Below are 21881 nucleotides of genomic sequence, written 5' to 3'. Positions count from 1 at the left end.
TGGCGGCACTTGGCGTGTATGCCACCTTGGACTTACCTGTTAACGTCGGATCAACGCCTTTTCACCGTCAGGCGAAAGGGACAAGGGACTAAAGGACAACGCGCCACATTGTGGGTCCAGGCAGAGGAACAATAATAAATGCAAGCCGACTTCTGGAATGACAAGCGCCCCGCGGGCGCCTTCCACCATCGACATCAATGCCTACCGCTCCGTCGTCGAAGTGTTCGAGCGCTCGTGCAAGCGCTTCGCCGACCGCCCGGCGTTCAGCAACTTGGGCGTGACCCTGACCTACGCCGAACTGGAACGGCACTCGGCAGCCTTTGCCGCCTGGCTTCAGCAAAGCACTGACCTGCAGCCGGGTGACCGCATCGCCGTACAGATGCCCAATGTGTTGCAGTACCCCATCGCCGTGTTCGGAGCGCTGCGCGCTGGCCTGATCGTGGTCAACACCAACCCGCTCTACACCGAGCGCGAGATGCGCCACCAGTTCAAGGATTCCGGCGCCCGTGCGTTGGTGTACCTGAACATGTTCGGCAAGCGTGTGCAGGAGGTGCTGCCCGACACCGGCATCGAGTACCTGATCGAGGCGAAGATGGGCGACCTGCTGCCCGCGGCCAAGGGCTGGCTGATCAACACCGTGGTCGACAAGCTGAAGAAGATGGTGCCCGCCTTCCAGTTGCCCCAGGCCGTGTCGTTCAAGCAGGTGCTGCGCCAGGGGCGCGACCTGACCCACAAACCCGTGGAGCAGGGCCTGGGCGATATCGCCGTGCTGCAGTACACCGGCGGTACCACCGGGTTGGCCAAGGGGGCGATGCTGACCCACGGCAACCTGGTGGCCAACATGCTTCAGGTGCTGGCGTGTTTCTCCCAGCACGGGCCGGACGGGCAACGGTTGATCAAGGATGGGCAGGAGGTGATGATCGCGCCGCTGCCGCTGTACCACATCTATGCATTCACCGCGAACTGCATGTGCATGATGGTCACCGGTAACCACAACGTGCTCATCACCAACCCGCGTGATATTCCGGGTTTCATCAAGGAACTGGGCAAGTGGCGTTTCTCGGCACTGCTGGGGCTGAACACGCTGTTCGTGGCGTTGATGGATCACCCTGGGTTCAAGAATCTGGATTTCTCTGCACTGAAGGTCACCAACTCCGGCGGCACGGCGCTGGTCAAGGCCACTGCCGAGCGTTGGGAAAGCCTCACCGGCTGCCGCATCGTCGAAGGCTATGGCCTGACTGAAACCTCCCCGGTCGCCAGCACCAACCCTTATGGCCAGATGGCGCGCCTGGGCACCGTGGGTATCCCGGTGGCGGGCACGGCATTCAAGGTGATCGACGACGACGGCAACGAGCTGGCGCTGGGTGAGCGGGGCGAGCTGTGCATCAAGGGGCCGCAGGTGATGAAGGGCTACTGGCAACAACCTGAGGCAACCGCCCAGTCCCTGGATGCGGACGGCTGGTTCAAGACCGGCGACATTGCCGTGATGATCGGGATGGCTTCACCCGCATCGTCGACCGCAAGAAGGACATGATCATCGTCTCGGGCTTCAATGTGTACCCCAACGAGATCGAAGACGTGATCATGGGGCACCCGCAGGTGGCCAACTGCGCAGCCATCGGCGTGCCGGACGAGCGTTCGGGGGAGGCGGTGAAGCTGTTCGTGGTGCCGCGGGAAAACGGGCTGAGCGTCGATGAGCTGAAGGCGTACTGCAAGGCCAACTTCACTGGCTACAAGGTGCCCAAGCACATCGTGCTGCGCGAATCGCTGCCGATGACCCCGGTGGGCAAGATCCTGCGGCGCGAGCTGCGTGACATAGCGTAATACCGAGTCGCCATCTTCGCGGGTAAACCCGCTCCCACAGTTAGTCGACAACACTCATATACAGTGGGGTCGTTGTGGGAGCGGGTTTACCCGCGAATGCTTCAAAACCGCTCTAGCATGCAAACTCAGGCCCGATTTGCGACATTTTGGTTAAATACTCTAAAAATGACCTGTATCGTTCATTGAGTCATTTTTGTGACCATCAAGGCCGATTTCGGCTCTAGGCGACCCCATTTAAAGCTGTTACTCTCGGCGCGCTTTCAGATGATTCGGTTTGCAATGGGCCGTCATCCCATATCAATAATAAACGCATCTACGCGTGAATGAACTTCGCTGTTGCTGAAGGAGTGGGCTTCCATGATCGAAAATTTTTGGAAGGATAAGTACCCAGCCGGTGTTACGGCGGAAATCAATCCTGACGAATTCCCCAACATCCAGGCGGTGCTGAAGCAATCCTGCCAACGCTTTGCAGACAAACCGGCCTTTAGCAACCTGGGCAAGACCATCACCTACGGCGAGCTGTATGCCCTGTCGGGCGCTTTTGCCGCCTGGTTGCAGCAGCACACCGACTTGAAACCGGGTGATCGCATTGCCGTGCAGTTGCCCAACGTCCTGCAGTATCCGGTGGCGGTGTTCGGCGCCATGCGTGCCGGCCTGATCGTGGTCAACACCAACCCGTTGTACACCGCACGCGAAATGGAGCACCAGTTCAACGACTCAGGTGCCAAAGCGCTGGTGTGCCTGGCCAACATGGCCCACCTGGCCGAGAAGGTCGTGCCCAAGACCCAGGTCAAGCACGTCATCGTGACCGAGGTGGCCGACCTGCTGCCACCGCTCAAGCGCCTGCTGATCAACAGTGTGATCAAGTACGTGAAGAAGATGGTGCCGGCCTACAACCTGCCGCGCGCCGTGCGCTTCAACGACACCCTGGCACTGGGCAAGGGCCAGCCGGTTACCGAGGCCAACCCGCAACCCAACGATGTGGCCGTGCTGCAATACACCGGCGGCACCACCGGCGTGGCCAAGGGGGCGATGCTGACCCACCGCAACCTGGTGGCCAACATGCTGCAGTGCCGCGCGCTGATGGGCTCGAACCTGCACGAAGGCTGCGAGATCCTCATCACCCCGCTGCCGCTGTACCACATCTATGCCTTTACCTTCCATTGCATGGCCATGATGCTGATCGGCAACCACAACGTGCTGATCAGCAACCCGCGTGACCTGCCAGCCATGGTCAAGGAACTGGGCAAGTGGAAGTTCAGTGGCTTCGTGGGCCTGAACACCCTGTTCGTTGCCCTGTGCAACAACGAGGCGTTTCGTGCCTTGGACTTCTCGGCGCTGAAGATCACCCTGTCGGGCGGCATGGCCCTGCAGTTGAGTGTGGCCGAGCGCTGGAAAACCGTGACCGGCTGTGCCATCTGCGAAGGCTACGGCATGACCGAGACCAGCCCGGTGGCGGCGGTCAACCCCTCCGAGGCCAACCAGGTTGGCACCATCGGTATTCCGGTGCCGTCGACCCTGTGCAAGGTCATCGACGACAACGGCCAGGAATTGCCGCTGGGTGAAGTGGGCGAACTGTGCGTCAAGGGCCCGCAGGTGATGAAGGGCTACTGGCAGCGTGAAGACGCTACCGCCGAGATTCTCGACAGCGAAGGCTGGCTGAAGACCGGTGACATCGCGTTGATCCAGCAAGATGGCTACATGCGCATCGTCGACCGCAAGAAGGACATGATCCTGGTCTCGGGCTTCAACGTGTACCCCAACGAGCTGGAAGACGTGCTTGCTGGTTTGCCGGGTGTTCTGCAGTGCGCGGCCATCGGCGTGCCGGACGAGAAGTCGGGCGAGGTAATCAAGGTGTTCATCGTGGTCAAGCCGGGCATGACCCTGACCAAGGAGCAGGTGATGGAGCACATGCGCGCCAACGTCACCGGCTACAAGGTACCGCGCTACATCGAGTTCCGCGATGCGCTGCCGACCACCAACGTGGGCAAGATTCTGCGCCGCGAGCTGCGCGATGAAGAGTTGAAGAAACAAGGGCTGAAGAAGATCGCCTGATCGACTTCACTGGCCTCTTCGCGGGTAAACCCGCTCCCACAGGATCGTTTATTACCTGTGGGAGCGGGTTTACCCGCGAATGCATCAACGCAATTTTTCAAGCATCTGGTAATACCACATCCCCGCCGCCAACAGCGGATTCCCCAGCAGATCCCCCATCGGCACCTTGATGTGCTTGCACGCGGCAAAGGTGTCGAACTTCTCCAGCGTCCCGGTCAATGCCTCGGCCATGATCTCGCCCATGATGTGGCTGGTGGCGATGCCATGCCCGGAATAGCCCTGGCAGTACCAGACATTGTCCGAAAGCTTGCCCAGCTGCGGAATGCGGTTGACCACGATGCCCATGGCGCAGCTCCACTGGAACTCGATCGGAATGCCCTTGAGTGCCGGGAAGGTGCGCTCGATGCACGGGCGCAGTTCGCCTTCGATGTCGCGCGAATCCTTGCCTGAATAATTGGCGCCACCGCCGAACAGCAGGCGCTTGTCGGCAGTCAGGCGGTAGTAGTCGAGGACGAAACGGCAGTCATACACCGCCAGGTCCTGCGGGTTGATCTGCTCGGCCAGTTCGCCCAGTGGCGCGGTGGTGACGATGCCGCCCATGGCCGGAAAGATCTTGCCCTTGAGTTGGCGTTTTTCCAGCTTGTGGTACACGTCGCCGGCCAGCATCACCTGACGCGCTTCGATTCGCCCTTGAGCGGTGACCACCGCCGGGCGCGGGCCATGGACGATCTCCAGCACCTCGGAGTTCTCGAAAATCAGTGCGCCCAGGCTGTGGGCGGCACGGGCTTCGCCCAGGCACAGGTTGAGCGGATGCAGGTGCAGGTTGCGAAGGTTCTTCAGCGCGCCCAGGTACAACGGGCTTTGCAGGTGCTGGGCCACGGCTTCACGGTCGAGCAGTTGCACCTGGTCACCCATGCCACGGCGCTGGGCCTCGGCCTGGAATCCGCGCAGCTCATCCATGTGCGAGGGCTTCATGGCGGCATGCAGGTGGCCGCGCTTGAGATCACAATCGATACCGTAGCGCTCGACGCGTTGCTCGATGATCTGGTGACCGCGCCAGCGCAAGTGCAGATGAAGTCGTCGACGTCACTGCCCAGGCGGTTGCGCATTTGCGTGCGCATGGCCTCGTCGCCAGACAAGCTGCCGGTGACCTGGCCGCCGTTGCGCCCGCTGGCGCCCCAGCCAATGCGGTTGGTCTCGACGATGGCTACCTTCAGGCCGCGTTCGGCCAGTTCCACGGCGGTGGCGACACCGGTGAAGCCACCACCGATGATGGCCACGTCGACCTCCACGGTGCCTTTGAGGGTCGGGTACTGCGCGTGGTCGTTCAGCGTGGCGCTGTAATAGGAGGGCGCACGTTGGGCCGGCCCGTTTTTCACTGCTGCGTTCATGGGTGTTCCTTGTTCTTCAATAGGGGCGGGCTCAGGCCTGGTGCAGGTACCAGCGCCAGTCCTGTTCGCTGACTTCGGCCATGAACTGACGGTATTCGGCGCGTTTGACCTTCAGGTAGACACCGAGGAATGCCTCGCCCAGCGCTTCGCGAGCCCAGTCCGAGTGCTCCAGGCTTTCCAGCGCGGTCAGCCAGTCGGTGGGCAAGTGCTCGGTGGCCTGGGCATAGCCGTTGCCTTCGACCGGCGCGCCAGGGTCCAGCTGTTCGCGAATGCCGTAGTGGGTGGCAGCCAGGATGGCCGCCGCTGCCAGGTACGGGTTGGCATCGGCGCCGCAGATGCGATGTTCGATATGCCGACTGTTGGCCGGGCCGCCGGGTACGCGCAGGCTAACGGTGCGGTTGTCCACGCCCCAGGTAGGGGCCAGCGGGGCATAGCTGTTGGCCTGGAAACGGCGGAACGAGTTGGCGTTGGGGCAGAACAGCAGCAACGATTCGCGCAGGTGACGCAACATGCCGGCCACGGCCTGACGCAGCAGGGGCGTGCCGGCCTTGTCGTCGCTGGCGAACAGGTTGTTGCCGGCACTGTCGGCGAGGCTCAGGTGCATGTGCATGCCGGTGCCGGCCAGTTTGGCGAACGGTTTGGCCATGAAACAGGCCTGCATGCCATGAGCGTGAGCCACGCCCTTGACCAGGCGCTTGTAGCGCACGGCCTGGTCCATGGCAGTGAGCGCGTCACCGTGTTCCAGGGTGATTTCCACCTGGCCGGGGGCATACTCGGAAATCGCCGTGCGTGCCGGAATGCCTTGGGCCTTGCAGGCGGCATACAAGTCGGCCAGAAACGGCTCGATCTGTTCCAGTTCGCGCAGGCCGTAGACCTGAGTGGTGCGTGGTCGGCCACCGTCATTGTCCAGCGCCGGTTGTGGGCGGCCCTGGGCATCGCGTTGTTGGTCAAGCAGGTAGAACTCCAGCTCGCAAGCCATCACCGGGTGGTAGCCGTCGGCCTTGAGTGCATCGATGGTGCGCAGCAGCACATGACGTGGGTCGGCAACGCTGGCGGGCAGGCCCTCGGTGGGGTGCATGCTCACCTGCACCGCCGCGGTCGGTACGCGGCGCCAGGGCAGGCGCACCAGCGAGCCGTCCAACGGGTAGGCGCGGCAGTCGATGTCACCGACATCCCACACCAGGCCCGAGTTTTCCACGTCGTCGCCGTTGAGGGTCAGGCCAAGGATGGTGCTGGGCAGCGGGCGTCCGCTGGCGTACACCGCCAGCAGTTCATCGCGGTGCAGCAGCTTGCCTCGGGGTACGCCATTGGCGTCGAGGATGAACAGTTCGAACAGCTCGACATCGGGGTTTTCAGCCAGGAAGCGGCTGGCCTGCTCTGGGTTTGCAAAGTGCATGATGGTTTCGCTCATGGGCGCACAGGACCGCCGCGCAAGCAGGCGGTCAAGTTGAGTCAAACGGCCGGAAGGCGGCCGGGTTTGGTCACAAAGGCTTGAGCGAAGTGTCCGGTGGGCGCGCGTGTCGGCAATGCCACAGGGCCAGAAGGCGAGGATGATGTGGACCAGCGGATTTTCACCGGCACAGGTCCTGGCCTTCGGCAGCGAAGGGCGGGACGACGGTGGGGCGAGGGGCTGGACGGGAGTCATGCCTTTGATACTCACATGTGGCGTAAGGTTGATTAAAGCAGTGAATGGCAACCTTCACGTTGTGTTTGGCTAAACATTCTGGCTATGGCCGCTGGCCCTTTCGCGGGTAAACCCGCTCCCACAGGTGCTCCAGCCTGTGGGAGCGGGTTTACCCGCGAAAGGGCCGGCACAGACAGCAAAGAACCTATAAATCTGCGACAATCTCGCCTCTTCGCATGCCGATCATGAAAAAGCAGGCTCACCTGCACGATTAAAAAGCCCCATGACAGACCACGCCATCGACCAATTGCTGAAAAACCTCGACCACGCCATGATCGCCGACCGCCATCGCCTGCGGCGGCAGATCCATGAGCTGCGCAAGCGCCCTGACGAAGCCAAGCTGGCTCAATGGGTGGAAAAGGTCCAGGCATCCTGCGCCCAGGTCACCGCGCGCCAACAGAGCGTGCCGCACATTCGCTACGACGACAGCCTGCCCATTGCCGCCAAGCGCGACGAAATCAAGAAAGCCCTGGCCGAAAACCAGGTGCTGGTGATTGCAGGTGAGACCGGCTCGGGCAAGACCACCCAATTGCCGAAGATTTGCCTGGAACTGGGCCGTGGCAGCCATGGCCTGATCGCCCATACCCAGCCCCGGCGAATCGCCGCGCGCAGCGTTGCTGCACGGGTGGCAGAGGAACTGGGTACGCCGTTGGGCGGGCTGGTGGGCTACCAGGTACGCTTTGAAGACCAGAGCGACAGCAACACCCTGGTCAAGCTGATGACCGACGGTATCCTGCTGGCCGAGACCCAGCACGACCGCTTCCTCGAACGCTATGACACGATCATCGTCGACGAGGCCCACGAACGCAGCCTGAACATCGACTTTCTGCTCGGCTACCTCAAGACGCTGCTGCACCGCCGTCCCGACCTGAAGTTGATCATCACCTCGGCGACCATCGACCTGGAGCGCTTCTCGAAGCACTTCGATGGCGCGCCGATCATCGAGGTGTCGGGCCGGACCTACCCGGTGGAAACCTGGTACCGGCCATTGACCAGCGAGCAGGACGAAGAAGGCAACCAGGTCGAAGACGACCTCACGGTCGACCAGGCGATTCTCGCCACCCTCGATGAGCTGGCCCAGCATGAGCGCAGCGTCGGCAAAGGCCCAGGTGATGTGCTGGTGTTCCTGCCCGGCGAGCGGGAAATTCGCGATGCCGCTGAAATCCTGCGCAAGGCCCAACTGCGCCACACCGAGATTCTGCCGCTGTATGCCCGCCTGTCCCCAGCCGAGCAGCAGCGAATTTTCCAGCCGCACACCGGGCGCCGGGTGGTGCTGGCTACCAACGTTGCCGAAACATCGTTGACGGTACCGGGTATCCGCTACGTGATCGATACCGGTACCGCCCGCATCAGCCGCTACAGCTACCGCGCCAAGGTCCAGCGCCTGCCGATCGAGGCGGTGTCCCAGGCCAGCGCCAACCAGCGCAAGGGGCGATGCGGGCGTGTCGAGCCGGGCATTTGCGTGCGCCTTTACAGCGAAGAGGACTTCAACGGCCGGCCAGCGTTCACCGACCCGGAGATTCTGCGCACCAACCTGGCCGCGGTCATCCTGCAGATGCTGCACCTGCGCCTGGGTGCCATCGATGCTTTCCCGTTCATCGAGCCGCCGGATGGCAAGGCCATCAGCGACGGCTTCAACCTGTTGCAGGAGCTGTCGGCGGTCAACCGCGAGAACCAGCTGACCCCCTGGGACGTCAGCTGGCGCGCCTGCCGATCGACCCGCGCCTGGGCCGCATGCTGCTTGAAGGCGCCCGTCAGGGCAGCCTGCAGGAAGTGCTGATCGTCGCCAGTGCGCTGTCGGTGCAGGACCCCCGCGAGCGCCCGCCCGAGCGCCAGCAGGCCGCCGACCAGGCCCATGCCCAATGGAAGGATGTCGACTCCGACTTCGCTGCCCTGGTCAACCTGTGGCGTGGTTTCGAGGAGCAACGCCAGGCGCTGACGGCCAACCCGCTGCGCAACTGGTGCCGGAAGAATTTCCTGAATTACCTGCGCCTGCGTGAATGGCGCGATGCCCATCGCCAGCTGGCGCTGATCTGCCGCGAGCTGCAGTTGGCGGTGAACAAGGACCCATCCGATTACCAGCGGATGCACAAGGCCATTCTCAGCGGGTTGCTCAGCCAGATCGGCCACAAGACCGAGGAGGGCGACTACCAAGGGCCCGGCAGCGGCGCTTCTGGGTCCACCCGTCTTCGGGGCTTGGCCGCAAGCGACCGCAGTGGGTGATGGCCGCCGAGCTGGTGGAAACCACCAAGCTGTATGCGCGCATGGTGGCCAAGATCGAGCCCGACTGGATCGAGCCGTTGGCCACGCACCTGGTCAAGAAGAACCACTTCGAACCGCACTGGGAGAAAAAGCGCGGGCAAGTGGTGGCCTACGAGCAGATCACTTTGTATGGGTTGATTCTGGTGGGGCGTCGCCCGGTGCATTTCGGCCCGATCGACCCGGTCACTTCACGTGAATTGTTCATCCGCGAAGCGCTGGTTGGTGGCGAGATCCAGTCACGGGCCAAATGCCTGTCGGCCAACAAACGCCTGCTTGAACAGCTCGACGAGTTGGAGGCCAAGGCCCGCCGTCGTGACATCCTGGCCGATGAAGAAACCCTCTACGCCTTCTACGAAGCGCGCCTGCCGGCGGAAATCCACCAGACCGCGACCTTCGACAGCTGGTACCGCATGGGTAGCCAGAAGGACGCCAACCTGCTGATCATGCGCGAGGAAGACGTGCTGGCCCGCGAGGCCAGCGAAGTCACCGCGGCGCAGTACCCCGACAGCCTGCAGGTGGGTGATTTGCGCTTGCCGTTGAGCTACCACTTCGAGCCAGGCCACCCGCGCGATGGCGTTACCGTGCGGGTTCCGGCGCCGTTGCTGCCGAGCTTGCCGGGCGAGCGCCTCGAGTGGCTGGTGCCGGGCTTGCTGGAAGCCAAGTGCGTGGCGCTGGTGCGTAACCTGCCCAAGGCCCTGCGCAAGAACTTCGTGCCGGTACCCGACTTCGTCAAGGCATCGCTGGCGCGCATGAGCTTCGGCCAGGGCGCGCTGCCCCAGGCGCTGGGCCAGGAGTTGTTGCGCATGACGGGCGCGCGGGTACCCGACGAGGCCTGGGAAGAGTCCGTGCGCCTGGTCGAAGGGCACCTGCGCATGAACATCGAAGTGGTCGATGGCCAAGGCAAATTCCTCGGCGAGGGCCGAGACCTGGCCGAGCTGACGGCGCGTTTTGCCGCCGCCAGCCAGGCAGCGCTGGCCGTGCCACGCAACGAGAAAGCCGAGCAACCAGTGCAAGCCAAGGCCTTCAGCGAAGTGGCCCAGACAGCCCAGCAGAAGATTGCCGGGCTTTCGATGACGGTTTACCCGGCGCTGGTCGAAGAGGGCGGCACCGTGCGTGAGGGGCGCTTCTCGACCCTGGCCGAGGCTGAGTTCCAACACCGACGTGCCTTGCAGCGGCTACTGCTGCAACAACTGGCGGAGCCGGCCAAGTTCCTGCGCGGCAAGCTGCCGGGTATGACCGAGCTAGGCTTGCTGTACCGCGAGCTGGGCCGCATCGAAGCGTTGGTGGAGGACATTCTGCTGGCCAGCCTCGACAGTTGCATTCTCGACGGCGAGGCCACGCTGCCCGCGATGGCGCAGCCCTGGCTGGGCTGGCCGAACGCAAGCGTGGCAGTTGGGCCGAACATGCCGAGCGGCTGGCGCGCCAGACCTTGGAAGTGCTGAAGCTGTGGCACGGCTTGCAGAAGCGGTTCAAGGGCAAGATCGACCTGAGCCAGGCAGTGGCGCTCAACGACATCAAGCAACAACTGAGCAACCTGGTGTATCCAGGGTTCGTGCGCGAGACGCCGGGCGCCTGGTTCAAGGAGCTGCCACGCTACCTCAAGGCGGTGGAACTGCGTCTTGAAAAGCTGGGTTCCCAGGTACAGAAGGATCGGGTCTGGAGCAGCGAGCTGGGCAACCTGTGGGCCAGTACAAGGCGCGCGCCGACAAGCATGCCCAGGAGGGCAAGCGTGACGAGCAACTGACCCTGTACCGCTGGTGGCTGGAAGAGTATCGGGTGTCGCTGTTTGCCCAGCAACTGGGTACAAAAGTGCCGATTTCCGACAAACGATTGAGCAAACAGTGGAGCCAGGTAGAGGGCTAAACTTCCGTAGATGTGGCAATATTGATGCAATTTTGGGCCGCGTCGCGGCCCATCGCGGATGAATCCGCTCCTACAGGGATTGTATCGTCCTGTAGGAGCTGATTTATCCGCGATCGAGGGCGCAGCCCTCGCCGTTAAATTGGTACTAAAGTGCCATTATTCTGTCATATTCCCAGCCAGCGCCCCGTGGCGATGGCCTTTGACCAGAGGAACGACCGTGCATAACGTCGTGATCAGCGGCACCGGCCTGTATACCCCGGCCCAGAGCATCTCCAACGAAGAACTGGTGGCGTCTTTCAACACCTGGGCGCAGCAGTTCAACCTCGAAAACGCGGCGGCCATCGAGCGTGGTGAAGTCGAGGCAGCACCACTTTCCGATGCTGCTTTCATCGAAAAGGCCTCGGGCATCAAAAGCCGTTTCGTCATGGACAAGGCCGGCATTCTCGACCCGCAGCGCATGAAGCCACGCCTGCCGGAACGCACCAATGACGAGCCGTCGGTCCTCTGCGAAATGGCCGTGGCTGCTGCGCGCCAGGCCCTGGAACGCGCCGGCCGTACAGCGGCGGACGTCGACGGGGTGATCGTCGCCTGCTCCAACCTGCAGCGCCCGTACCCGGCCATCGCCATCGAAGTGCAGCAGGCGCTGGGCATTCAGGGCTTTGCCTTCGACATGAACGTGGCCTGCTCCTCGGCCACCTTCGGTATCCAGACCGCCGCCAACAGCGTGCAACTGGGCCAGGCCCGTGCGGTGCTGATGGTCAACCCGGAGGTCTGCACGGGCCACTTGAACTTCCGCGACCGCGACAGCCACTTCATTTTCGGCGACGCCGCCACGGCGGTTCTGATCGAGCGTGCCGACCAGGCTACTTCCAAGCACCAGTTCGAGATTGTCAGCAGCAAGTTGTGGACCGAGTTCTCCAACAACATCCGCAACAACTTCGGCTTCCTCAACCGCGCGGCGGAAGAAGGCGAGGGCGCTGCCGACAAGCTGTTCATCCAGGAAGGCCGCAAGGTGTTCCGCGAGGTGTGCCCCAAGGTGGCCGAGCTGGTGGGTAATCACCTTGAGGAAAACGGTCTGCAGCCGAGCGATGTGAAGCGCTTCTGGCTGCACCAGGCCAACCTCAGCATGAACCACCTGATCGTCAAGAAACTGCTGGGGCGTGAGGTGGCTGAAGAAGACGCACCAGTGATTCTGGACCGTTATGCCAACACCAGTTCGGCGGGGTCGGTAATTGCCTTCCACCTGTACCAGGACGACTTGGCCAAGGGGTCGCTGGGGGTGCTGAGTTCGTTCGGTGCTGGGTATTCGATTGGTAGTGTGATTCTGCGCAAGCGCTGACTGTTCTGCTGTCTGCTTCGGCCTCTTCGCGGGTTTACCCGCGAAGAGGCCGGATGCTTTCTGGCAGGCATGAAAAAGGCGGGAAATGCTGGATGGGGTCAGCATTTCCCGCCTTGGAGTGAAGCGGTGAAGCGATCGCTTAGAACTTGGCTTCCAGGTCGACCTGCAGGGTGTCGACGTCAGCATCGCTGTTCGGCAGCTGCGACAGGTCGGTCTTGGCCATCAGGTAGGTAGCGCCCAGCGAGAAGTTCTTGTCGATTTCGTAACCGACCTTGAACTTGTGGCCACGCGAGCCAGTGAAGCCGTTGCCGAAGTCGGAGTCGGTGAACAGGCTGACCACGGCGTTACGCTGCACATCGCGGTAGTTGTAGTCCAGGCTCCAGGCGCCGAGCTTGGTTTTCAGACCGGCCAGCCAGGCCTGGTCTTCGCCGTCGGTGCTCTCGGTGTTCTTCACGTACTGGCCGTAGGCCGACAGCGGGATGGCGAAGCCGGTGAAGTCGATCTGACCAAAGCCTTCAACCAGGTTGAACTCGTTGGTGGTGTTGCCGAACGACTGAAGGATGGCTGCTTCCTTGTCGTTGTCATAGCCGTAGATGCTCGCACCCACGGTGACTTTGAGGGCATCGACCGGCGCGAACTTGGTACCCAACTGGCCGTGGTACACCTGGGCATCGTGCTTGTACTGCACGCCGTCGCCGTCGACGTTGTCCTTGAGGGTGTACTGACCGGCGCTGGCGAACACTTCGGCGCCGCCCAGGTCGGTCTTGTAGGTGGCTGCGAAGCCTTCCGGGTTGATGTCGCTGTCCCAGATGATGTCGCCCATGCTCACCCAAGGCTGCTGCATCTTGCCGCCGATCAGGTGCAGGTTCGGCACGCCGGTCGGGTGCCAGTCGAGGTAAGCCTGGTCGACCCACAGCGACTTCTTGTCGAAGTAGTTGTCGAAGCTCTGGTTGGTGGAGCGGCGGTCAGCGCTGCTGCCGGTGGCGATACGTACGCCTGCGTCGACTTGCGGGTTGATCTCGCTGTAGAAGCCAACGCGAGCACGAACGCGCTGGCGGTCCTGGTTGCCGCTGCTGCTGTTCGGGTCGTCGACGTTGACGTCTTCGTAGCGAACGCGCACGTCACCCTTGATCTGGGTCTTGGCGGCCCATGCCACTTTTTGCACTTCGAAAGAACTCAGGCGGTCGGACTGAGCTTTCTGGTCGGCCTTTTCCTTGGTTTCCTTTGCCAGGTCGCCCTGCAGTTCGTTGTACTGCGCCTGGTTGATCGAGCCATTGGCGCGGAGCATTTCGAGCAGCTTGGCGTCGACAGCAGCACTGGCCGGAGTACTCAGAGCCAGCATCATGCCGGTGAGGCTCACTCCGGTAAGTGTAGAAACAAGACGCATAAGGTTCTCCCTACTGAAAAAAATGGGGAGGCTCTGCGCCGCCCCTATGTTGGCATGTCTTCGGAAAGGGCCTGAATAGACAGGTTCTGGGGTTCCGGAAAACAGGCGCAAGTATTGCGGGGGCGAATGACAGATTAATGTCTAATTAGTGGCACTGCTGTTAAGTAATTGAGAATGAAAGGATATGCGGGTGTATTCGTCATTTGAGTGACAATGCAGCTTTCCGGGATACTGGCCCCCTCTAACCGAGAGTCGACACCGTGACCAGCCTCTACAGCCTTGCCCATTTGCGTGACATGCCGGCAGCCACCTGGGACGCTTTGGTGCCAGCCGGCCAACCCTTCCTGCGCCATGCGTTTTTAAGCTCGATGGAAGACAGCGCCAGTGTCGCACCCGCCACCGGTTGGGCCGCCGAGCACCTGGTGCTGGAGCGTGATGGCCAGGTGCGGGCGTTGTTGCCGGCCTACCGCAAGTGGCATTCGTTCGGTGAGTACGTGTTCGACCATGGTTGGGCGGATGCCTGTGAACGCGCGGGGATTGCCTATTACCCCAAACTGCTCGGCGGCGTGCCGTTCAGCCCGGTGAGCGGCCCACGCTTGCTTGCCGCCGAGCCTGCCGATGGCCTGCTGTTGCTCCAGGCACTGCCGGAGTACCTGGGCAAAGGCGGTTTGTCCGGAGCGCACATCAACTTCACCGAGCCCGCGCTGGATGAGCAGATCGCCAGCTTGCCGGGCTGGATGGAGCGCCTGGGTTGCCAGTTCCACTGGCGCAACCAGGGCTATCGGGATTTCCAGGACTTTCTCGACACCTTGAGTTCACGCAAGCGCAAGCAGATGCGCAAGGAGCGTGAACAGGTGGCCGGGCAGGGCATCGATTTTCAGTGGTATCGGGGCGATGAGCTCGACGAGGCGCGATGGGACTTCGTCTACCGCTGCTATGCCAATACCTACGCGGTGCGTCGGCGTGCGCCTTACCTTACCCGGGAGTTCTTCAGCCTGCTGGCGGCGCGGATGCCGGAGTCTGTGCAGGTGGTCATGGCCCGTCAGGGCGGGCGCGACGTGGCCATGGCGTTGAGCCTGGTCGGTGGTGACAGTCTGTTCGGCCGTTACTGGGGCTGCCTGGATGAGTTCGACCGGCTGCATTTCGAGACCTGTTTCTACCAGGGCATGGACTTTGCCATCGCCCAGGGGCTGCAGCGATTCGATGCGGGGGCGCAGGGGGAGCACAAGCTGATTCGGGGCTTCGAGCCTGTGTTGACGCGGTCGTGGCATTACCTGCTGCACCCGGGGTTGCGGCGGGCGGTGGAGGATTTCCTGGGGCAGGAGCGGGGGGGGTGAGGGCTTATGCCGAAGAGGCGCGGGGGATGTTGCCGTATCGGCGGGATTGATTGAGGTGTTGTCTGTGCCGGCCTCTTCGCGGGTAAACCCGCTCCCACAGGTACACCACAGCTTTCAAAAACTGTGGCGTACCTGTGGGAGCGGGTTTACCCGCGAAGAGGTGTTAATCGACCCCGACAAACCCTCCGGTCTGGTGATGCCAAAGCCGCGCATACAACCCCTGCTGCTCCAGCAATTCACTGTGGCTGCCACTTTCGACAATGTGCCCCTTGTCCAGCACCACCAGCCGGTCCATCCGCGCAATGGTCGATAGCCGGTGGGCAATGGCGATCACGGTCTTGCCTTGCATCAGGGTTTCCAGGCTTTCCTGAATCGCCGCCTCGACCTCTGAGTCCAGCGCCGAAGTCGCCTCGTCCATGACCAGGATGGGGGCGTTCTTCAGCAGTACCCGGGCAATGGCAATACGCTGACGTTGGCCGCCCGAGAGCTTGACCCCACGCTCACCCACATGGGCGTCGAAGCCGGTGCGGCCCTGGGCGTCCGACAGCTGTGGAATGAACTCGTCGGCACGGGCGCGGCGCACCGCTTCGCGCAATGCCAGCTCACTGGCGTCGGGGCGGCCATACAGCAGGTTTTCGCGGATCGAGCGGTGCAACAGCGAAGTGTCCTGGGTGATCATGCCGATTTGTGCGCGCAGGCTGGCCTGGCTCACCTCGGCGATATCCTGGCCGTCGATGAGAATGCGCCCGCCCTGTACGTCATAGAGGCGTAGCAACAGATTGACCAGGGTGGATTTGCCCGCCCCGGATGGGCCGATCAGACCGATCTTTTCGCCCGGCCGAATGTCCAGGTTCAAGCCTTCGATCACATTGCGGGCCTTGCCATGGTGGAAGTCCACGTCATCGAAGCGCACGGCGCCGCGGCTGACCTTCAGCGCAGGCGCGTTGGGTTTGTCGGTGACGGTTACCGGCTGGGCGATGGTCTGCAGGCCGTCCTGGACCATGCCGATGTTCTCGAAGATGCCGTTGACCACCCACATGATCCAGCCCGACATGTTGACGATGCGAATCACCAGGCCGTGGCCAATGCAATGGCGCCGACGGTGATCAGCGACTGGCTCCACAGCCACAGTGCCAGGCCAGTGGTGGTCACCACCAGCAGGCCGTTGAGGCTGGTGATGACGATATCCATGCTGGTGATCACGCGGGAAGCCAACTGGGTTTTCTCGGTCTGCTCGCGGATCGCTTCGCGGGCGTACTGCTGCTCGAAGTCGGTGTGGGCGAACAGTTTCAGGGTGGCGATGTTGGTGTAGCCGTCAACGATGCGCCCCATCAGTTTGGAACGGGCGTCGGAAGAGATCACCGAGCGCTCCTTGACCCGTGGCACGAAGTAACACAGCGCGGCGATGTAGCAGGCGATCCAGGCCAGCAACGGCAGCATCAGGCGCCAGTCGGCCTCGGCGAACAGCACCAGTGAGCTGATGGCGTAGATGAGTACATGCCACAGGGCGTCCACCGCCTGCACCGCCGAGTCGCGCAGCGAGTTACCGGTCTGCATGATGCGTTGGGCGATGCGCCCGGCGAAGTCGCTCTGGAAGAAGTTCAGGCTCTGCTTGAGCACGTAGGTGTGGTTTTGCCAGCGGATCAGGCTGGTCATGCCGGGGTTGATGGTTTGATGCACCAGCAGGTCGTGCAGGCCGAAGAACAGCGGCCGCAACAACAGAATCACCACCAGCATCCAGATCAGCTCGCCACTGTGCTCGCTGAAGAAGTTGGCATTGGCGGTGCCTTGGGCGAGGTCGATGATACGGCTCAGGTAGCTGAACATGGCCACTTCGATCACCGAGGCGACCAGGCCGACCACCAGCAGGGCAAGGAAGCTCGGCCATACCTGGCGCAGGTAATACAGGTAGAACGGCCAGACCTGGCTGGGAGGCGCTTCGGTGGGCGCGTCGCGGAATATATCGATCAGTTGCTCGAAACGGCGGTACAGCATGGGTGACGGCACTCCTGTTCCATCCGACCCTCAGGCGGTTTCACGTCCCTGTGAAGCCTGCGGTCAGTCGATGCGTTTGGCGGACTTGATGTACACCGGGTCGGCCGGTACATCGCGCATGCCTTTTTTGATGGTGGTAGGCGAGTTGACGATCTGGTCGACCACCTCCATGCCCTTGGTGACTTTGCCGAACACCGCATAGCCGCGGTCACGGCCGGGGTTCAGGAAATCGTTGTCGGCCACGTTGATGAAGAACTGGCTGGTGGCCGAGTTCGGGTCAGAGGTGCGAGCCATCGACAGGGTGCCGCGGGTGTTCTGCAGGCCGTTGCCTGCTTCGTTGCGGATCGGGTCGCGGGTGCTCTTTTGCACCATCTGGTCGGTGAAGCCGCCGCCCTGGACCATGAAGCCCGGGATCACGCGGTGGAAGATGGTGTTGTTGTAGAAGCCGCTGTCGACGTACTCGAGGAAGTTCTTGGTACTGATCGGCGCCTTCTCGGCATTGAGCTCGATTTCGACCTGACCGAAGCTGGTGTCCAGCAACACGTGAGGGGTCTTGTCGGACGCCATGACGCTGGTGGCGAACGCGACCGAGCAGGCGGTGAGCAGGAGTTTTTTCAGCATGGGCTCAAAGATCCTTGAGAGGTGGAGGCGGCTGCAAGGAACTGCAGCAGGGTCTGGTTGAAGACCTCGGGTTGATCGAGGTGTAGCGTGCCGGGAATCTTCGATGACTACCAGCTTTGCCAGGGGCATCAGGGCGACATAGCGCTCTTTCAGTTGTATCGGGGTGTAATCGTGGTCAGCGGCGATCACCAGGGTAGGACAGTGGATCTGCCCGATGCGTTCCTGCACGCCCCAGTCGACGATGGCGTCGAAACTCTTGAGGTAGGCGCGTTTGTCGTTGCGCGCCCCAGCGTTGGGCCATTTTGTGGCGCAGCTCGGTTTGCTGGGGTTTGGGGAACAGCCGCTCGGCCAGGCCCTTGCCGACCGTTTCGACGCTGAGGATGCGCGCCAGGCCCCAGCGCTTCAGCCACCAGACCCAGTCACTGCGGGTGCGGCGCTTGACCTCGGGGGCACTGTTGACGATGCACAGGCTGCGCAACCATTGCGGATGGTCGACGGCGAACTGGAACCCGACCATGCCGCCCATGGACAGGCCGACGAAGTGCACCGGCCCGGTCTTCAAGTGTTCGAGCAGGGCCAGCAGGTCGGCGCTGAAGGTGGCGATCTGGTAACCGTTGCGGGCTTGTCGGAGCGGCCGTGGCCGCGGATGTCCATGACGATCACCCGGTAGTGATGGCTCAGCGCCGGCACCTGCAGTTCCCAGTCCTGGCTGCTCGACCCCAGCCCGTGCAGCAACACCAGGGGTTCGCCCTGGCCATATTCCTCGTAATGCAGTGAGCATCCTTCGTGTTCGAAATAGGCCATGGGCGCGGTCCTCTCAGGCTTGCGGGGGCTGCGAAGGGCACGTCCAGTGGCGCGGTGTCGAAGTTGCGCAGCAATTCGATGAGAATCTGCGTGGCCGGGCCCAAGGTCTTCTCTTTGCTCGAATAAAGGTAGAACAGTGGATGGCGGCTGCCACCCTGATCCAGCGGCAATGGCTTGAGCACGCCTTCACGCAGTTCGCGCTCGATCATGTGCCGGGGCAGCCAGGCAAAGCCCAGGCCGCTGCTGACGAAGGTGGTGGCGGTGCCCAGGCTGCCGACGGTCCAGCGCTGCTCGGCACCCAGCCAGCCGACATCGCGTGGCTGGGACCGCCCGGAGTCGCGGATCACCACCTGCAGCTGGCTTTCCAGGTCCTGGAAGGTGATTTCCCGTCCCAGGCGATGCAGGCTGTGCTCGGGGTGGGCGACGGCGATGAACTCTACTGCGCTCAATTCGGTGCCCAGGTAACCGCCGATGCTATAGCTGCTGATGGCGAGGTCGGCAATGCCTTCATGCATCACTTCCTCGACACCGGACAGCACTTCTTCGCGCAGACGCACGCGGCACCCTCGGCTCTGCGGCATGAACGCGGCCAGGGCGCGCACCAGGCGGGCGCTGGGGTAGGCAGCGTCGACCACCACTCGTACCTCGGCCTCCCAGCCCTGTTCCATGTGATGGGCCAGGTCTTCGAGCTGGCTGGCTTGCTTGACCAGGTGGCGGGAGCGCCGCAGCAGCACGTTACCGGCTTCGGTCAGCACCGCCTTGCGCCCATCGATGCGCAGCAGGGGCACGCCCAGTTGTTCCTGCATGCGCGCCACGGTGTAGCTCACCGACGACTGCGAGCGGTGCAGGGCTTCGGCAGCCTGGGCAAACCCGCCGTGGTCGACCACTGCTTGCAGGGTTCGCCACTGATCCAGGGTCACGCGCGGCGCTTTCATCTTTGGCTCCTGTTGTCCTAAGCTGCGCTCTTTCAAGAGCGCCCATGAAGAAATGTTGTGCGGCTTTATTGATGTGCCTGCCCCTCGGGGCCATGGCTTACCCCATTGATGTGGAGAAGCAGCTGACTGGGGTCAAGCTCGACTACACCACCTACGCCACGGACTACGACATTGGCGCCATCACCCTGAACAACTATGGGCAGGTACCGGCGGCGTGCAAGGTGACGTTTCGCAATGGCCCGGAAGCGCCACGGGTGCGTCGGGTGAATGTGCCGGCCGGAAAAGGCGTGGACGTCACCGCCAAATTCAACCGGCAGATCGTGAAACTGCGCATTGCGTTGGACTGCAAAGCACAATAAAACTGATTGTTCGATAGATTGCACCCACTTTTTACGCTTTTTTATCGATAGGTCAAGCCTTAATCTCACCTCCATCGAATCGCAACCCTTTTTGCCGATGGAGGCACCCCATGTCCCGCGTACTGATCATCGAAAGCAGCGCCCGCCAGCAGGATTCCGTTTCCCGTCAACTGACCCGCGACTTCATCCAGCAATGGCAGGCTGCTCACCCTGCCGATGACATCACCGTACGTGACCTGGCCGTAACCCCGGTGCCGCACCTGGATGCCAACCTGCTCGGTGGCTGGATGAAGCCCGAAGAGCAGCGCAGTGCCGCCGAACTGGAGGCGCTGGCCCGTTCCAACGAGCTGACCGATGAGTTGCTGGCCGCTGACGTGCTGGTGATGGCCGCGCCGATGTACAACTTCACCATCCCCAGCACGCTCAAAGCCTGGCTGGACCATGTGCTGCGCGCCGGTATCACCTTCAAGTACACCCCGACCGGCCCGCAAGGCCTGCTGACCGGCAAGCGCGCCATCGTCCTGACTGCCCGTGGCGGCATCCATGCCGGCGCCACCAGCGACCATCAGGAACCGTACCTGCGCCAGGTGATGGCCTTCATCGGTATCCATGACGTGACCTTCATCCATGCCGAAGGCCTGAACATGAGCGGTGACTTCCACGAGAAGGGCGTCAACCAGGCCAAGGCCAAGCTGGCTGCGGTGGCCTGAGCCGTACCGAATTCCCAACCCTGACACCTTTGTTGCTCCTTTGGGTGTACCTGCCCGGCCTCGATGGCCGGGCTTTTTTGTGCTCGTCATGGGATTTTCATCGTTCGTGAGATCGAGCGCCGCCCGCGCGGCGCATCGCGAGCAAGGCTCGCTCCTACGTTTGTTTCGGGCCAGTTATGTCTGTGGAATTTGCGCGCGGGCGCTTTGGAGCATGGCGTGATATCGAGTCAAACAAACAAGGCGGTCGCGCGCGCCTGTCACAGGCGTTACTGGCCGTAAACAAACGTAGGAGCGAGCCTTGCTCGCGATGCGCCGCGGGCGGCGCTCGATTTACGCGCCACCTCAATACATGGACCAAGCGCCTGCCCGCACACTCCGTATGGTTGAACAGATTGGCCGCAACCCGCTAAGGTCGCCGCCTTGATCCACGAGAGGCAACCATGGGCTACCTGATTATCGTCGCGCTGATCCAGGCGTTTTCCTTCAGCCTGATCGGCGAGTACCTGGCCGGGCACGTCGACAGTTATTTTGCGGTGCTGGCCAGGGTGGTGCTGGCGGGCCTGGTGTTCTTGCCACTGACCCGCTGGCGCCAGGTCGAGCCGCGCTTCATGCGCTCGATGCTGCTGATCGGCGCGCTGCAATACGGCATCACCTACGTCTGCCTGTACCTGAGCTTCCGCGTGCTGACCGTGCCCGAAGTGCTGCTGTTCACCATCCTCACGCCGCTGCATGTGACGTTGATCGAGGATGCCTTGAACCGCCGCTTCAACCCTTGGGCGCTGCTGGCGGCCTGGTGGCGGTGGCCGGCGCTGCGGTGATCCGCTTCGACACCATCAGCGGTGAGTTCTTCGTCGGTTTCCTGCTGCTGCAACTGGCCAACTTCACCTATGCCGCCGGGCAGGTGCTGTACCGCCACCTGGTTGCCCGGCACCCCAGTGACCTGCCGCATTACAAGCGTTTCGGCTACTTCTACCTGGGCGCGCTGATGGTGGTGCTGCCCGCGTTCCTGCTGTTCGGCAATGCCCAGCATCTGCCAAGCACCGATGTGCAGTGGCTGGTGTTGTTGTTCCTGGGGCTGTGCCCGACCGCGTTGGGCCTGTACTGGTGGAACAAGGGTGCCTGCATGGTATCCGGGGCAACCCTGGCGGTGATGAACAACTTGCATGTGCCGGTGGGGCTGTTGCTCAACCTGCTGATCTGGAACCAGGACGAGCCACTGGGGCGGTTGTTCATCGGTGGCGCGATCATCCTGGCTTCGGTGTGGATGAGCCGCCTGGGTAGCCGGGCGCACACCCCGCAGACCGGCAAGGCCTGA

Annotated in this window: 9 protein-coding genes and 9 pseudogenes; 11 read left to right on the top strand and 7 right to left on the bottom strand. The window is 62.4% G+C overall.

Translation table 11 applies throughout. From position 1 onward, the window contains the following. The first annotated feature begins 138 nt into the window (after nucleotides 1-138). Nucleotides 139-1824, top strand: a pseudogene (gene fadD2, locus PspTeo4_RS15275) (long-chain-fatty-acid--CoA ligase FadD2). 357 nt (nucleotides 1825-2181) lie between these two features. Continuing rightward, nucleotides 2182-3879, top strand: coding sequence for a long-chain-fatty-acid--CoA ligase FadD1 (fadD1, locus tag PspTeo4_RS15270; RefSeq protein WP_322364626.1), 1698 nt, complete (start codon nucleotides 2182-2184; stop codon nucleotides 3877-3879). An 84-nt stretch (nucleotides 3880-3963) separates the two neighbouring features. Here fadD1 and PspTeo4_RS15265 read toward each other — a convergent pair. Both PspTeo4_RS15265 and PspTeo4_RS15260 read right to left on the bottom strand, forming a co-directional pair. Further along, a pseudogene (locus PspTeo4_RS15265) lies at nucleotides 3964-5270 on the bottom strand (NAD(P)/FAD-dependent oxidoreductase). A 31-nt stretch (nucleotides 5271-5301) separates the two neighbouring features. Continuing rightward, entirely contained in the window at nucleotides 5302-6666 is a 1365-nt protein-coding gene (locus tag PspTeo4_RS15260; protein ID WP_322364874.1) for a glutamine synthetase family protein, read from the bottom strand. A 511-nt stretch (nucleotides 6667-7177) separates the two neighbouring features. On the opposite strand from PspTeo4_RS15260, the gene hrpA reads away from it, so the two are divergent. The 5 genes and pseudogenes from hrpA to PspTeo4_RS15250 all read left to right on the top strand — a co-directional run bounded on the left by hrpA (nucleotide 7178) and on the right by PspTeo4_RS15250 (nucleotide 12418). Next, complete coding sequence (hrpA, locus tag PspTeo4_RS29945) at nucleotides 7178-8734, top strand: ATP-dependent RNA helicase HrpA (RefSeq protein WP_416196928.1); 1557 nt, start codon at nucleotides 7178-7180, stop codon at nucleotides 8732-8734. Beyond that, nucleotides 8689-8790, top strand: a pseudogene (locus tag PspTeo4_RS29940) (hypothetical protein); the annotation flags it as partial. The gene hrpA and the pseudogene PspTeo4_RS29940, both read left to right, overlap by 46 nt. Before the next feature lie 164 nt (nucleotides 8791-8954). Continuing rightward, nucleotides 8955-10658: a DUF3418 domain-containing protein gene (locus PspTeo4_RS29935; protein WP_416196927.1), complete on the top strand. Its 1704-nt coding sequence runs from the start codon at nucleotides 8955-8957 to the stop codon at nucleotides 10656-10658. After that, a pseudogene (locus tag PspTeo4_RS29930) lies at nucleotides 10577-11079 on the top strand (DUF3418 domain-containing protein). Before PspTeo4_RS29935 ends, PspTeo4_RS29930 begins: the two are co-directional and overlap by 82 nt. 217 nt (nucleotides 11080-11296) lie before the next feature. Then, nucleotides 11297-12418, top strand: a complete 1122-nt coding sequence (locus PspTeo4_RS15250) for a beta-ketoacyl-ACP synthase III (RefSeq protein WP_322364625.1) — start codon at nucleotides 11297-11299, stop codon at nucleotides 12416-12418. 139 nt (nucleotides 12419-12557) lie between these two features. Here PspTeo4_RS15250 and PspTeo4_RS15245 read toward each other — a convergent pair whose 3' ends face one another. Next, nucleotides 12558-13805: a putative porin gene (locus tag PspTeo4_RS15245; protein WP_322364624.1), complete on the bottom strand. Its 1248-nt coding sequence runs from the start codon at nucleotides 13803-13805 to the stop codon at nucleotides 12558-12560. 260 nt (nucleotides 13806-14065) lie between these two features. On the opposite strand from PspTeo4_RS15245, the pseudogene PspTeo4_RS15240 reads away from it, so the two are divergent. Next, nucleotides 14066-15192 (top strand): annotated as a pseudogene (locus tag PspTeo4_RS15240) (GNAT family N-acetyltransferase). A gap of 113 nt (nucleotides 15193-15305) precedes the next feature. Here PspTeo4_RS15240 and PspTeo4_RS15235 read toward each other — a convergent pair. From PspTeo4_RS15235 to PspTeo4_RS15220, 4 genes and pseudogenes are all read right to left on the bottom strand, one after another. Then, nucleotides 15306-17137 (bottom strand): annotated as a pseudogene (locus tag PspTeo4_RS15235) (ABC transporter ATP-binding protein). Nucleotides 17138-17200: 63 nt separating this feature from the next. Then, a complete protein-coding gene (locus PspTeo4_RS15230; RefSeq protein ID WP_322364623.1) occupies nucleotides 17201-17758 on the bottom strand; it encodes a peptidylprolyl isomerase in 558 nt (185 codons plus the stop codon). A 175-nt stretch (nucleotides 17759-17933) separates the two neighbouring features. Beyond that, nucleotides 17934-18562: pseudogene (locus tag PspTeo4_RS15225) on the bottom strand (alpha/beta fold hydrolase). A gap of 23 nt (nucleotides 18563-18585) precedes the next feature. Next, a pseudogene (locus PspTeo4_RS15220) lies at nucleotides 18586-19497 on the bottom strand (LysR family transcriptional regulator); the annotation flags it as partial. A gap of 44 nt (nucleotides 19498-19541) precedes the next feature. Between PspTeo4_RS15220 and PspTeo4_RS15215 the strand changes: the two are divergent. From PspTeo4_RS15215 to PspTeo4_RS15205, 3 genes and pseudogenes are all read left to right on the top strand, one after another. Next, a complete protein-coding gene (locus PspTeo4_RS15215) occupies nucleotides 19542-19856 on the top strand; it encodes a 3-phosphoglycerate kinase (protein ID WP_322364622.1) in 315 nt (104 codons plus the stop codon). A gap of 110 nt (nucleotides 19857-19966) precedes the next feature. Beyond that, on the top strand, nucleotides 19967-20566 hold the full coding sequence (locus tag PspTeo4_RS15210) for an FMN-dependent NADH-azoreductase (protein WP_322364621.1): 600 nt from the start codon (nucleotides 19967-19969) through the stop codon (nucleotides 20564-20566). 440 nt (nucleotides 20567-21006) lie between these two features. Then, nucleotides 21007-21881 (top strand): annotated as a pseudogene (locus tag PspTeo4_RS15205) (carboxylate/amino acid/amine transporter).

The sequence above is a fragment of the Pseudomonas sp. Teo4 genome (assembly GCF_034387475.1).
GTDB lineage: Bacteria > Pseudomonadota > Gammaproteobacteria > Pseudomonadales > Pseudomonadaceae > Aquipseudomonas.
Note: the sequence above shows the minus strand (reverse complement) of the source record. Positions and strands in the feature narration are given on the sequence as shown.